The sequence below is a fragment of the Cochlodiniinecator piscidefendens genome (genome assembly GCF_011326755.1).
In the GTDB taxonomy this organism is placed as follows: Bacteria; Pseudomonadota; Alphaproteobacteria; order Rhodobacterales; family Rhodobacteraceae; genus Cochlodiniinecator; species Cochlodiniinecator piscidefendens.
Genome location: NZ_JAAOIE010000009.1, coordinates 36,251 through 49,137 on the forward strand (window position 1 = coordinate 36,251; position 12,887 = coordinate 49,137).

Consider the following 12,887-nt stretch of genomic DNA (forward strand, 5'->3'; position numbering starts at 1 on the left):
AGTATTTTATCACAAGAGGGAATTTTCAATGCTGCACACCACTGCTGAACCATGTGAGACCGTGGTTGAGACACTCAATCCTGAGGGACGGGGTCCGGTCGTGATCCTATGTGAACACGCATCGAACTTTATCCCGGAGCGATACCATGGCTTGGGCCTAACAGCAGAAGCACGCATAAGCCACGCAGCTTGGGATCCTGGCGCCCTGGCAATGTCGAAGATTCTATCAAAAGCACTGGACGCCCCTCTGGTGACCAGCACGGTGTCACGTCTGGTCTATGACAGCAACCGACCACCCGAAGCCGATAGCGCGATGCCGTCTAAATCAGAATTGATTGATGTCCCCGGCAACGTAAACCTTTCGGCCGAGGCGCGCGCAGAACGGACACAAACAGTTTACGTTCCTTTTTGCGCAGAAGTAGACGCGGTTTTGGCTCGACGGGTTGCACAGGACATTCCAACCGCAGTCATCACCATGCATACCTTTACCCCGATTTACCACGGCGCTATGCGCGACGTTGAAATTGGCGTTCTGCATGACGACGACAGCGCCTTTGCAGATGCAATGCTGTATCAAGCCCCAAGCCTTGGTGAACGCGTTGTGCGGCGCAATGAACCTTATGGTCCCGCTGATGGTGTGACCCATTCATTAAAGCTACACGGTCAATCGCGCGGCTTGCCAAATGTTATGATTGAGGTGCGCAATGATCTGGCCACCAACCCCGAAGACGAAGCCAAAATGGCGCAAGAGCTGCTGACCCTCATTGGTCCGGCGCTTGTGCATCTGGGGCTGATCCAATTGGGTCGTTCCCACACCTAACCCCAACCAGACAGGAACCTTGATATGTCCGGCATTCTGAGTTTTGAGACCCTAAAAGCGCAGGTTACCTCTGGTGAGGTTGATACTGTTTTGATGTGCCTTGTTGATATGCAGGGCCGCCTGATGGGCAAACGGTTTCACGCCGCCCATTTTGTGAACGGTGGCTGGGAAGAAAGCCATTGCTGCAACTACCTGTTGGCCACCGATCTGGAGATGGCAACGCCAGATGGTTATGCATCAACCAGTTGGGAAAGCGGCTATGGCGATTACGTGATGCGCCCCGATATGGCGACGCTGCGCCCGGTGCCGTGGTTGGATGCAACCGTTATGGTGCTATGTGATGTGCTTGATCATCATCACCACGAACCGATCCCCCATTCACCGCGTGCGGTTCTGAAAAAGCAGCTCGCACGGCTTGAGGAAATGGGCCTATCTGCGATTGCCGCGACAGAGCTTGAATTTTTTATCTTTGAGAAAAGCTTTGACGATATCCGCAAATCGGGGTTCCGCGATCTAGAGCCTATTTCAGGCTATAACGAAGATTACCACATCTTCCAAACCACCAAAGAAGAAGACCTGATGCGCCCGGTGCGCAATCATCTTTATGCCGCTGGACTGCCGATTGAGGGCACCAAAGGCGAGGCCGAAGCAGGCCAAGAAGAACTAAACATCAAATACGCCGAAGCACTGGATACATCCGATTATCACACCATCGCCAAGCACGCGATTAAGGAAATCGCCTGGCAAAAGGGCCGCGCGGTGACGTTCTTACCGAAGTGGTCTCATGACCGGGTCGGGTCCTCTTCGCATGTGCATCAGTCGCTTTGGAAAGATGGAAAAAATGCGTTCTTTGATGCGGATGATGAACTCGGCATGTCCGATCTGATGAAAAACTACATGGCGGGTCTGCTGAAATACGCGCCGGATTATACCTATTTTCTCGCGCCATATGTGAACAGCTATAAGCGGTTCCAGAAAGGCACCTTTGCCCCGACGCGCACCATCTGGTCCGTTGATAACCGTACTGCTGGGTTCCGCCTCTGTGCGGCTGGGTCAAAATCTGTGCGGGTTGAATGCCGGGTGGGTGGATCGGACCTGAACCCATATCTGGCGATTGCTGCGCAATTGGCTGCGGGTATCAAAGGGATCGAAGATCAACTGCCGCTTGATCCGCCGACCGTTGGCGATGCTTATGCAGGGGATACTGGGTTCATTCCGCAAAACCTGCGTGATGCGATGGCGGCGTTGACGTCATCCAAAATGCTACGCGATGCCATGGGCGAAGATGTGATTGATCACTATAGCCGCGCAGCGGAATGGGAACTCGAAGAATTTGACCGTGTGGTGACCGATTATGAAATCGCCCGCGGCTTTGAACGCGCCTAAGCGCATAGATTTATACGGCGGTGAACGCCTACTGGGTTTCTGTCGGCGCATGTCGGCAGAGCCTTTGGTTTAAGAGGATGCCATGACCAAAGTTCTGAAATGTATCTCACCGATTGATGGATCGGTTTATGCTGAACGCACGTGTCTGACGCGCGACGAAGCCTTTGACGCCGCAGAAAACGCCCGTAACGCGCAGGCGGCATGGGCTGCACGCCCGTTGCAGGAACGCATTGATCTGGTGATGGCCGGTGTGGCGGCCGTTGGTGAAATGAACGATGTGATCGTGCCCGAAATTGCCCATATGATGGGACGCCCTGTACGATACGGCGGTGAATTTGGTGGGTTTAACGAACGCGCCAGCCACATGGCCTCTATCGCGCAGACCGCGTTGGCCGATATCGAAGTGGGCGAAGACGACAGCTTTAAACGCTATATCAAACGACTGCCGCATGGCGTGGTCCTGGTCGTTGCCCCCTGGAACTACCCCTATATGACCGCGATCAATACCGTGGCGCCTGCGCTGATTGCTGGGAACACCGTGATCCTGAAACACGCGACCCAAACTCTACTGGTCGGTGAACGTATGGCCGCAGCATTCCATAGCGTTGGCGTTCCTTCGGATGTGTTTCAAAATGTATTCCTAGACCACGACACCACATCTGAACTGATTTCACGCAAGGCCTTTAACTTTGTGAACTTCACCGGGTCTGTTGGCGGTGGTCAGGCGATGGAGCGCGCGGCGGCGGGCACATTTACCGGCGTTGGCACTGAACTTGGCGGGAAAGACCCGGGTTATGTGATGGAAGACGCGGACCTTGATGCAGCGGTTGATACGTTGATTGATGGCGCGATGTTCAACTCTGGCCAGTGCTGCTGTGGCATTGAACGGATTTACGTACACGAAAGCCTATATGACGCCTTCCTTGAAAAGGCTGTGGCGATCGTAAACGGCTATACCCTTGGCAACCCAATGGACGCAGAAACCACCATCGGCCCGATGGCCAGCGTGCGCTTTGCCAATGATGTACGCGCACAAATCGCTGAAGCCATTGAAGCAGGCGCAGTGGCCCATATCGACACGATGGCGGCAGACGATGGCGGTGCATACCTCACCCCACAAATCCTGACCAACGTAACCCACGACATGCGCGTGATGCGCGAAGAAAGCTTTGGCCCGGTTGTGGGTATCATGAAGGTGTCATCAGATGCCGAAGCAATTCTATTGATGAACGACAGCAACTTTGGCCTGACTGCGTCTCTGTGGACCGCTGATCTGGATCGCGCGGCCGCTGTTGGTGATCAAATCGAAACCGGCACCGTGTTTATGAACCGGGCTGACTACCTTGATCCGGGCCTATGCTGGACCGGGTGCAAAGACACAGGGCGCGGTGGCGGTCTGTCTGTCATTGGCTACCACAACCTCACACGCCCAAAATCCTACCACTTGAAAAAGGTGACATCATGAACCTTGTTGGCAACTGGTCCTACCCGACCACAATGAAATTCGGCAATGGCCGGATCAAAGAACTGCCCGAAGCCTGCGCAGCCGCTGGGATCAAACGCCCCTTGTTGGTAACCGATAAGGGTCTTGCGGGTCTGCCGATCACAACTGAAACACTCGATATCATGGAGGCCGCAGGCCTTGGCCGTGGTATGTTTTCAGAGGTTGATCCAAACCCAAATGAGCTGAACCTAGAAGCCGGCGTTGCCGCCTATAAAGCGGGCGATCATGACGGCGTTATTGCCTTTGGTGGTGGTTCTGGTTTGGACCTTGGCAAAATGGTTGCCTTTATGGCCGGTCAAACCCGCCCGATCTGGGATTTTGAAGATATTGGCGATTGGTGGACCCGCGCCGACGCAGATGCCATCGCGCCGATCATTGCTGTGCCGACCACCGCAGGCACCGGATCAGAAGTGGGTCGCGCGTCGGTCATCACAGATTCCGTCACCCATGTGAAAAAGATCATCTTTCACCCCAAAGTGCTGCCTGCGGTTGTCATCTGTGACCCTGAACTAACCGTTGGAATGCCGAAGTTTATCACAGCAGGCACCGGGCTTGATGCCTTTGCCCATTGTGTTGAGGCGTTTAGCAGCCCGCATTACCACCCGATGTCACAAGGCATCGCGCTAGAAGGGATGCGTCTGGTCAAGGAATACCTGCCACGCGCCTATGCCGATGGTACTGATCTAGAGGCGCGCGCGCATATGATGTCAGCGGCGGCGATGGGGGCAACCGGGTTCCAAAAAGGTCTCGGTGCTATTCACGCGCTTAGCCATCCGATTGGCGCGGTTTATAACACCCACCACGGCACCACCAATGCGGTGTGTATGCCTGCGGTTCTGGCCTTTAACGCGCCAGCCATTGCAGACCGCTTTGATATGGCATCTGCGTATTTGGGCATTTCTGGCGGGTTCAAAGGGTTCCGCGATTACGTCCAAAACCTGAACGACAGCATGGCGATCCCGCATAAACTGTCTGACATGGGTGTTGGCACAGATCGCGTTGATGAACTGACAGCAATGGCCCTGAATGACCCAAGCTGCGGCGGCAACCCGATTGAGTTGACCACCGAAAACACCAAGCAGCTGTTCATCGACTGCATCTAAATTGCGGTAAGCATCATGCACAAAGGCGGCCTTTGGGTCGCCTTTTGGCGTTTTTACCTAACGGAGATGTGTAAACTCAGGGATTGATGGTTTTGCCTCCACCCGGCAAATTCGACCGTGCCCCCGAAAGAAACGGATCAAATGCGCCTTTTTATCACCTTGTGTCTCGCCACGTTTTTGATGGCTTGTGAAGAAGACGTCGAAATCTTGACGGCTGAGGAGCTGGTGGAGCTGTTCAGCACAGATCACAGGATCGCCTTTAGCCGTACTCGTTTTTCAGGTACCGCAACGATTTCGGCAGACAATACCTTTGAGGCAATCGTACCTCTATTGGGCAATGACAGCGGTGTGTGGTGGTTAGACAGCAATCAAGTCTGTAGTCGCTGGGAGGCCCTGCGTCGTGGCCAAACACTTTGCATAAGTATTGGTCAGCTTCCTGATGAGACTTATGTTGGCTTTTTGGCGGGTGCAAATACGCGGTTAGGGACATTTCGCATTATACACTGAATTACGACTGCAAAATGCCTGCGTCCCTCATTCACTTTAACCTTCTAACGAAGGGGGTTTTCTTGTATTTGAACAAGCTAGAATAATCATAGCAGCGAATTTTCCGTGACGGACCCACATAACAAAAAATCTGACGTGATCGCACAGCAACTTGTTCAAAAGATTGTCTGCGGAGAATTCGCACCCGGCGAAAAGCTCCCCCAAGATCATTTTGCACGGGAATTTAAGGTGAGTCAGGCAACCGTTCGCGAAGCGTTGATGCGTGTTGTTGCGCAGGGGTTGGCTATAAGCCTGCCGCGTCGCGGAATGTGTGTGGCCCCGCTGGACAAAGGGGCCGTAGATGAATTGAGTTTGATGCGTCAGGCGCTGGAACCTCTCGCGCTGTTCCATTCCGTGCCCAACCTCACAGGCGATCAGATCAAACATGCCATCAACGTACAAGAGCAATGCGATATGGCGGAAACGGCCCTGGAATGGGAAGAGGCAAACCGCCAGTTTCATATGGCCATTATTGCGGGCTGTGGCATGGCGCGCCTCACCGAAGAGATAAACAATCTGCAACTGCTGTATGCGCGTCATTTTCTCGCGAAATACGCCAACCGCTGGAAATCCCGTGTGGATCCTGATCACCAGGCCATTATCGCCGCGATACTCGACAGAGATGCGCCAAAGGCGAGTGCCGTGCTTCAACGTCACTTAACACGGTTAACTTAAACGCACGTGAGAGTTTTGCGCGCAATAATCCAAGTGGGATTATAGGTCAACGGCACCCCGTCTGGACCACCGAATTTTTGAACATACTCATCGCAAAACTGCAAAAGAGATGACCGCGTCCACACCTTTGACGCCTTTCCATTCACACCAGTTTCGCGCAAATGCCGCAGAACATGCTGCGGGCTCTCAAACCAAAGTGTGCTGAGATTTTCGCGTACCTCAAGAATTTCGATGCCCGGAATATTCATCGGTCTGAGTGCGGATGACAAAACATCCACTGCACATAATCCCGGCGCATTTGCAGATGATCCAAGTTCAGACAATTCTAAAAATTGCGCAGGCCCAAAACCAGAAATGGCCAACCATCCCCCGGGCGCCAATGCCTGCCCAACACGTTGCACAAAGTCTGCTGGATGATCCATCCACTGAATCGCCGAAGCGGATACAATCAAATCAGGCGCCTTTGGCCATGAAATTTCGCGCGCGTCGCCTTGAATAAACTGCGCGCTGGCGCGCTCCGCGGTTTGGTGTGCAGCAAAGGTCAGATCATTTAAGATTAGGCGTGAAAAAGATGTCGTCTGACACAGGGCGTTGGTTAAATGTCCGGTTCCACATCCAACCTCAAACCCGTTCGAAAAATGCTGTGGGGCCCCGAGATCCCGCAAACGACGCACAAGGCATTGCGCGATATACGCCTGCAGGCTTGCCGTTCCATGATAACTGTTAAAACTACGGTCAAAACTGCGCTGGACCCGATTTGAAACGTTGCAGATCAATCAAACCACTCCTGCCAAGCTTGGCCAGCCCGAAAGGGTTGATGCGGCGCTGAAATATGCCGAACGGCATTTAGATGCGTTTCCCAAGCGGCTATTTGTGCAGATGCGGGAACGATCCGGTCGCGGTCAGATATCCATACACGATCAAACGCAAATGTTGATGCTGGTCCACGCGCCGCGATGGCCCTTAGTTCTGCTTGTGCGGCTAGAACATCGATTACGGGCGGCAAATCAGGATGCCCGGCGCGTCGGCAAAATAGAGCAAAGCTTTCGTCGCTCAGACCCTCAACTGTTGCAGTGAATACATTGGGTGCAATTCCTTTGCGCTTATCAACGGGGTACAGTGTGCCGTTCACCGCAACAGAACGATCAGGTTTCAGGCCAAAACGCGACAGCCAATGCGCCGCAGACGCAACACCATAAGAGAAGGCTAACAGGCGCACGCTTTGGTAGTCTTTAGTTTCGGTCAACGGATCTTCAATGCAGGTATAGTTATCCACCACCAACACATCCTGATCACCAGCCAAGCCTAAAAACGGGGCAGGCCCCAACCCCCAGCCCCCAAAAACCAATGTCAATTTATCCGAGCTTTGCCGCGTCAACCAATGTTTGTTCATGGTGCACCACGGGCCAATGCCACCATTGCCGAAGTCACTTTGCTCAGGTCCTGCTGCGAAATGACATAGGGCGGCATGCAATAGATATTATGGGCAAACGGACGCAGCCATACGCCCGTTTCGACCGCCAATTGATGCGCAATTTTCGGATCAACCCGTTGCTTCATTTCAATTACGCCAATTGGCCCCAACACCCTGACATCAACAACATCAGGTAGGGTTCGGGCGGCTTCCAATTCTTGGCGCATCTGGGTTTCGATCCCAGAAACCTGAGTGCGCCACGCCCCACTTTCAAGCAGGCTTAAGCTGGCCACACCGGCTGCACACGCCAAAGGATTGGCCATATACGTCGGACCGTGCATAAAAACGCCTGCTGCGCTTTCTCCGATACCACGTGCCACCGCATCAGTCGAAACTGTGGCCGCAAAAGAGATATGCCCACCTGTTAGCGCCTTCCCCAAGCACACAATGTCCGGGATCACGCCAGCATGCTCCATCGCAAACAGTTTCCCCGTACGGCCAAAACCGGTCGCTATTTCATCAAAGATCAATAGAATATCATGTTGATCACATAAATCGCGGGCCCCCTTCAGCCAGTTAGGGTGGTAGAAATACATTCCGCCTGCACCCTGGACAATTGGCTCTACGATCAGCCCTGCAATCTGTGCCCCCTTTTCCATCAGCAAGCCTTCAAGCAATGCCAGCCCGTTTTTGAGGGGGTCATCGTCCCATTCCTGGCCGATCTGAATACTTGGTCTCGGCAGAAAATTCTGGATCGATAGCGCGCCGCGAAACAGCCCGTGCATTCCATTGATAGGGTCGCACACGCTCATCGCTTTCCAGGTATCCCCATGATACCCGCCGCGAATGGTCGCAAATTCAACCTTATCTTTGTGCCCCTTCGCCATTTGGTACTGCACGGCCATTTTCAAGGCGACCTCAACCGACACAGAGCCACTGTCGCAATAAAAAATCCGATCTAGCCCGTCGGGAAGTAGGCCGATCATTTTTTGACCGAGTTCGATCGCAGGCATATGCGACAACCCCCCAAACATGACGTGGGGCATTTGTGCCAGCTGACGTTGCATTGCCTGTGTTATGGTCGGGTGCCGATGACCATGGATTGCGCACCACCATGACGACATCGCATCAATCATCTGCCCACCATCATCACGCGTGAGCCAGACGCCGTTGGCTTCGGTGATCAGATGCATTGGGCCAGCCTCTGCAACATTTGTATAAGGGTGCCATAGATGGCGGGCGTCAAACTCCAGAGGGGTCACAGCGCGCTCCGAATTGATGTGAGGTCAATGGCATCAAAAGCACGCAAAAGCGAAGCATGCGTTAGGTTTTGAATAGGGGACAAACGCCCCAAATGACGCACAGCACACATTTCAACAATCGTCTGCTCAACATCTGGCTCAGGCGCACCGTTAAACACAACCCCAACAACAGGGCAGCCCGCACGCCGCAATGCCGCAAGCGACAGCGCCGTGTGATTGATCGTTCCAAGCGCAGTACGCGCCACCAAAATAACAGGGGCCTGCCATTGCGCAAACAGATCCAAATAGAAAGCATCGCGCGTTAAGGGAACCATGACACCGCCAGCCCCTTCAACAATCAGCGGGCCATCGACCCGAGGCAAAGACAAGCGTGCCAGATTAATTTCTGTACCCATATTTTCAGCAGACAAATGCGGCGATGCGGGACGCCTAAGACGATAAGTTTCAGGCAATACCTGACATTGTGAAAGCGATGCCACAACTTCGCTATCAGTGGCCTCATCCAAACCAGCCTGCACCGGTTTCCAATAGCTCGCCCCAAGCGCAGCGGTCAGGCCTGCTGCGAAAATTGTTTTGCCCACACCCGTATCGGTGCCTGTGATAACCAAAGTGTTCATGCTGCCTCTGAATGATATTGCGCAATGGCTTCAAACAATGCGGTGATGTCTGGATTTGTGACACTGCCCGTTAGTGAAATCCGCAAACGTGCGGTACCGCGCGGTACTGTCGGGGGACGAATACCACGCACATCAAACCCGCGCGCCTGAAGCGCCTCCGCACGCGCCATCGTCTGATCATCACGACCAATGATCACCGGAATGATTTGGCTGTGTAGATCGCTGAGACCCAAAAGCCTGTGCGCCTCTGAATGCGCACGTCGCATACGCTCTTGGGCCTGCTCTGTGAGATTGTCCTGATTTTGCAATGCGGCCAATGCCGACCTGACCAATGCAGCATTGAGCGGGGACGGCGCAGTGGCAAAGATGAATGGACGTGCCCGGTTGATCAAAAAATCAATCATCACCTTTGCACCGCAGACCAACCCACCCGCAATACCGAGCCCTTTACCACAGGTGTGCAACGTTAGTATTTCCGCATCTAACCCATATGCCAGACCGCGCCCATTGGGGCCAAAAACACCCGTCGCGTGCGCCTCATCCACAACCAAAACCGCACCATTTATACGGGCAATCGCCGCCAGATCATCGAGCGGTGCAAGATCGCCTTCCATGGAATAGACGCTTTCCACTGCAATCCAGACCTGCCCCTTCCCACCGGAAGCACGCCACTGGCCTAATATCTGCTGAGCGGCCGCCGCATCATTATGCGCAAACGATCGCGCCTCGGCCCGCCCAAGCCGGATCCCTTCATGGGCGCTGGCATGGATGTATTCATCATATAAGATCAGATCATCAGCCGCAGGAAGGGTCGCAAATATCGCCTGATTTGCCTGAAAACCTCCGCCCATAAACAAGGCCGCTTCAGCGCCAAAAAAGGCTGCGGCTTCAGCTTCAAGCGCTTGATGCTCTGCATGATTGCCCCGCAACAAGCGTGATCCACCAGAACCAACGGGAACGCCACGCGCCAAAGCCTGCTGACCCGCAGCTTTCAACAGGTCAGATTCCGCGAGACCCAAGTAATCATTTGATGCAAAATCAATGCCGCGCTGAGGGGAAAGCTGCCGTAGTTTATGCCGTGTGGTTAAGGCATCCAAAATCCCCTTCAGCCTTGTCTTGGCTTTCATTCCGCCGCGTCCACGCGGGCTTGGGTTTCTGCCTCCATTGGGCGTATTCCAAGTTTTGCAAAGAGTGCCATATCGCTGTCTTCCTCAGGATTGTCAGCGGTCAACAGCGTATCCCCCACAAAGATAGAATTAGCGCCAGCAAAGAAGCACATCGCCTGCATTTCATCGCTCATTTCGCTGCGTCCCGCTGATAAACGCACATGCGAGCGCGGCATCAAAATACGGGCCAACGCAATGGTGCGCACGAATTCGATTGGATCTAATGGTGCGACATCGGCCAAGGGTGTGTCGGCCTGCGGCATCAGCATATTGATCGGCACAGAGTCCGGCGCGACCGGCAGATTTGCTAGGGTTAAAAGCATATCGATGCGATCAATATCTTTCTCTCCCATCCCTAAAATGCCCCCTGAACACACCTTTATTCCGGCATCTCTGACACGGTTCAATGTGTCGATCCGATCGGTGAATGTGCGTGTCGTGATGACTTCTGAATAGTAACGCTCAGAGGTATCAATATTATGGTTGTAATAATCCAAACCAGCGTCCCGCAACTGAACGACCTGAGTGTCATCCAGCATGCCAAGCGTCATACAGGTTTCCAGCCCCATCGCCTTAACGCCTTCGACCATCGCCGTGAGCGCATCCATATCTCTGGCCTTAGGTTCCCGCCACGCTGCGCCCATACAGTACCGGGTTGCTCCTGCATCTCGGGCTTTGCGGGCTTCGTTTAGAACGCGCTCAACCTCGATCAGTTTGGCTGCAGGCAATTTAGAGCCATTGCGTGCGGATTGAGAACAATATGAACAATCCTCAACGCATCCGCCTGTCTTAATCGACAGCAACCGGGACATTTGGACTCTATTCGGATCGAAATGCGCCCGATGTACTGTTTGTGCCTCGAAGAGCAAATCCATCAAAGGCTGGTTGTATAGGCGCTCTGCACTTTCGCGCGTCCAAGTGGTTTGCGTTTGGGTCATTTTATCGATAATTTCCTAAGTGAATTATTACTTACTATTTATTTATCGATAAAAATGCAAAGCGCAACAAAAATCCCTTCGGCCTACCGCGACATCTTGGGTTTCACACTCACCGCATATTTCGAGAAAAACAGACAACTAGAATTACTGAATTAACACCTCACCGCACGCGAGACCTAGAAAACCCCAGCCAAATAAGGTATCCGCCACATCAAAGCGCGCCAAAATCAATCAGGTTGTGGCGCTATATTGCCCTGGGAAACGGAACGGCTTTATCATGACCATCAACAAACGCATTGTCCTCTCAAGTGATCACGCCGCTATCGACTTGCGCCAAGCGGTTGCAAAACACATCGCAACCCTCGGGTGGGAGGTTGTTGATATTGGCCCCACCACCACCGAAAGCACCCATTACCCCATTCACGGCAAAGCTGCGGCTGAGCGCGTGGCCTCAGGTGATTGTGCCCTAGGGATCATCATTTGTGGCACCGGGCAAGGCATCATGATGGCCGCAAATAAGGTCGAAGGCATTCGCTGCGGTGTTTGCACAGACACATTTTCTGCCCGCATGATCCGTCAGCACAACAACGCAAACATGCTTTCACTCGGCGCGCGTGTGGTGGGCGAAGGTATCGCGCTTGATATCGTAGATGCGTTTCTAACCGCCGAATTTGAAGGCGGCCGTCACGCAACGCGGGTCGATATGATCGAGGCGTAAAAACGATACTATATCTACCTGAATATCCAAAAGAGCGCCCTTGTACGGCGTTCTTTTTTGTAAAGGGAGCTTTACTTTTTTCAGCACCTCAAATATGTAAAGCATACTTTACAATGAGGGCACCATGAAAAAATATTTATTTGCACTTTTTCTAAGCTTCACCGCCTACGTGATCTTACTTGTCTTTTCACTTACAACATTGGCCAATGGCGTCGATCACCCAGGGCAGCGTGTTGGGATAACCCTCTTGCCTGTATTGCCTGCGTTTTTAATTTGCATCGTGATTTTCAAAGAAATTAACCGCATAGATGAAATGCAACGCAGATTGCAATTAGAGGCACTGGCCATTTCTTTCGCAGCAACAGGGCTGATCACATTGGGTTATGGGTTTTTGGAAAATGTTGGCTATCCCAAAATGTCGATGTTTGTCATCTGGCCATTAATGGGCACCTTTTGGCTTATAGGTGTGATCTTTGGCCGCCTGAGGTACTGATGGAAAATCGTATTCAAGAGCTTCGCAAAGCGCAAAATTGGTCACAGGCTGAATTTGCCACACGGCTTGGAGTATCACGTCAAACAGTCAATGCACTGGAACGCGGCAGGTATGATCCTAGCTTGCCTCTGGCGTTCAAAATTTCAACAATTCTGGCCCAGCCGATCGAAGGCATATTTATCTACGACCCATCTTAGATCGATCAAAATATTGGCGTGAATAAGCCCTCCCTTCGGAGGTCTTAT

Annotated in this window: 15 protein-coding genes; 9 read left to right on the forward strand and 6 right to left on the reverse strand. The window is 52.9% G+C overall.

Annotation, left to right across the window (positions count from 1 at the left end):
- Nucleotides 1–28 precede the first annotated feature (28 nt).
- The 6 genes from G9C99_RS16490 (at nucleotide 29) to G9C99_RS18655 (ending at nucleotide 6,034) form a co-directional block, all read left to right on the forward strand.
- Nucleotides 29–820, forward strand: a complete 792-nt coding sequence (locus G9C99_RS16490; RefSeq protein ID WP_166418631.1) for an N-formylglutamate amidohydrolase — start codon at nucleotides 29–31, stop codon at nucleotides 818–820.
- 24 nt (nucleotides 821–844) lie between these two features.
- Nucleotides 845–2,206: a glutamine synthetase family protein gene (locus G9C99_RS16495; protein ID WP_166418632.1), complete on the forward strand. Its 1,362-nt coding sequence runs from the start codon at nucleotides 845–847 to the stop codon at nucleotides 2,204–2,206.
- Between the two features lie 82 nt (nucleotides 2,207–2,288).
- Nucleotides 2,289–3,671, forward strand: a complete 1,383-nt coding sequence (locus G9C99_RS16500; RefSeq protein ID WP_166418633.1) for an aldehyde dehydrogenase family protein — start codon at nucleotides 2,289–2,291, stop codon at nucleotides 3,669–3,671.
- On the forward strand, nucleotides 3,668–4,813 hold the full coding sequence (locus G9C99_RS16505) for an iron-containing alcohol dehydrogenase (protein ID WP_166418634.1): 1,146 nt from the start codon (nucleotides 3,668–3,670) through the stop codon (nucleotides 4,811–4,813). The genes G9C99_RS16500 and G9C99_RS16505 overlap by 4 nt, the downstream gene beginning before the upstream one ends.
- Before the next feature lie 141 nt (nucleotides 4,814–4,954).
- Complete coding sequence (locus tag G9C99_RS16510; protein ID WP_166418635.1) at nucleotides 4,955–5,320, forward strand: hypothetical protein; 366 nt, start codon at nucleotides 4,955–4,957, stop codon at nucleotides 5,318–5,320.
- A gap of 105 nt (nucleotides 5,321–5,425) precedes the next feature.
- Nucleotides 5,426–6,034: a GntR family transcriptional regulator gene (locus G9C99_RS18655; RefSeq protein WP_331460026.1), complete on the forward strand. Its 609-nt coding sequence runs from the start codon at nucleotides 5,426–5,428 to the stop codon at nucleotides 6,032–6,034.
- Here G9C99_RS18655 and G9C99_RS16520 read toward each other — a convergent pair.
- From G9C99_RS16520 to bioB, 6 genes are read right to left on the reverse strand one after another with little or no spacing between them, the layout of a single operon-like run.
- The gene (locus G9C99_RS16520; protein ID WP_166418636.1) at nucleotides 6,031–6,810 is read right to left on the reverse strand and encodes a methyltransferase domain-containing protein; all 780 of its coding nucleotides are present in this window, start codon (nucleotides 6,808–6,810) and stop codon (nucleotides 6,031–6,033) included. The two genes, G9C99_RS18655 and G9C99_RS16520, sit on opposite strands and share 4 nt — an antisense overlap.
- Entirely contained in the window at nucleotides 6,807–7,427 is a 621-nt protein-coding gene (locus G9C99_RS16525; protein ID WP_166418637.1) for a pimeloyl-ACP methyl esterase BioG family protein, read from the reverse strand. Before G9C99_RS16525 ends, G9C99_RS16520 begins: the two co-directional genes overlap by 4 nt.
- Nucleotides 7,424–8,710, reverse strand: a complete 1,287-nt coding sequence (gene bioA, locus G9C99_RS16530; RefSeq protein ID WP_166418638.1) for an adenosylmethionine--8-amino-7-oxononanoate transaminase — start codon at nucleotides 8,708–8,710, stop codon at nucleotides 7,424–7,426. The genes G9C99_RS16525 and bioA overlap by 4 nt, the downstream gene beginning before the upstream one ends.
- Complete coding sequence (gene bioD / locus G9C99_RS16535; protein ID WP_166418639.1) at nucleotides 8,707–9,327, reverse strand: dethiobiotin synthase; 621 nt, start codon at nucleotides 9,325–9,327, stop codon at nucleotides 8,707–8,709. The genes bioA and bioD overlap by 4 nt, the downstream gene beginning before the upstream one ends.
- Complete coding sequence (locus G9C99_RS16540; protein WP_166418640.1) at nucleotides 9,324–10,454, reverse strand: 8-amino-7-oxononanoate synthase; 1,131 nt, start codon at nucleotides 10,452–10,454, stop codon at nucleotides 9,324–9,326. The genes bioD and G9C99_RS16540 overlap by 4 nt, the downstream gene beginning before the upstream one ends.
- The gene (bioB, locus tag G9C99_RS16545) at nucleotides 10,451–11,431 is read right to left on the reverse strand and encodes a biotin synthase BioB (protein ID WP_166418641.1); all 981 of its coding nucleotides are present in this window, start codon (nucleotides 11,429–11,431) and stop codon (nucleotides 10,451–10,453) included. The genes G9C99_RS16540 and bioB overlap by 4 nt, the downstream gene beginning before the upstream one ends.
- Nucleotides 11,432–11,708: 277 nt before the next feature.
- Here bioB and rpiB point away from each other — a divergent pair, with 277 nt between their 5' ends.
- The 3 genes from rpiB to G9C99_RS16560 all read left to right on the forward strand — a co-directional run bounded on the left by rpiB (nucleotide 11,709) and on the right by G9C99_RS16560 (nucleotide 12,839).
- Nucleotides 11,709–12,149, forward strand: coding sequence for a ribose 5-phosphate isomerase B (gene rpiB, locus G9C99_RS16550; protein WP_166418642.1), 441 nt, complete (start codon nucleotides 11,709–11,711; stop codon nucleotides 12,147–12,149).
- Nucleotides 12,150–12,273: 124 nt separating this feature from the next.
- Nucleotides 12,274–12,642, forward strand: coding sequence for a hypothetical protein (locus tag G9C99_RS16555; RefSeq protein WP_166418643.1), 369 nt, complete (start codon nucleotides 12,274–12,276; stop codon nucleotides 12,640–12,642).
- Nucleotides 12,642–12,839 (forward strand): helix-turn-helix transcriptional regulator, encoded by a 198-nt coding sequence (locus G9C99_RS16560; RefSeq protein ID WP_166418644.1) that lies wholly within the window; start codon nucleotides 12,642–12,644, stop codon nucleotides 12,837–12,839. Before G9C99_RS16555 ends, G9C99_RS16560 begins: the two co-directional genes overlap by 1 nt.
- The last annotated feature ends 48 nt before the right edge of the window (nucleotides 12,840–12,887 follow it).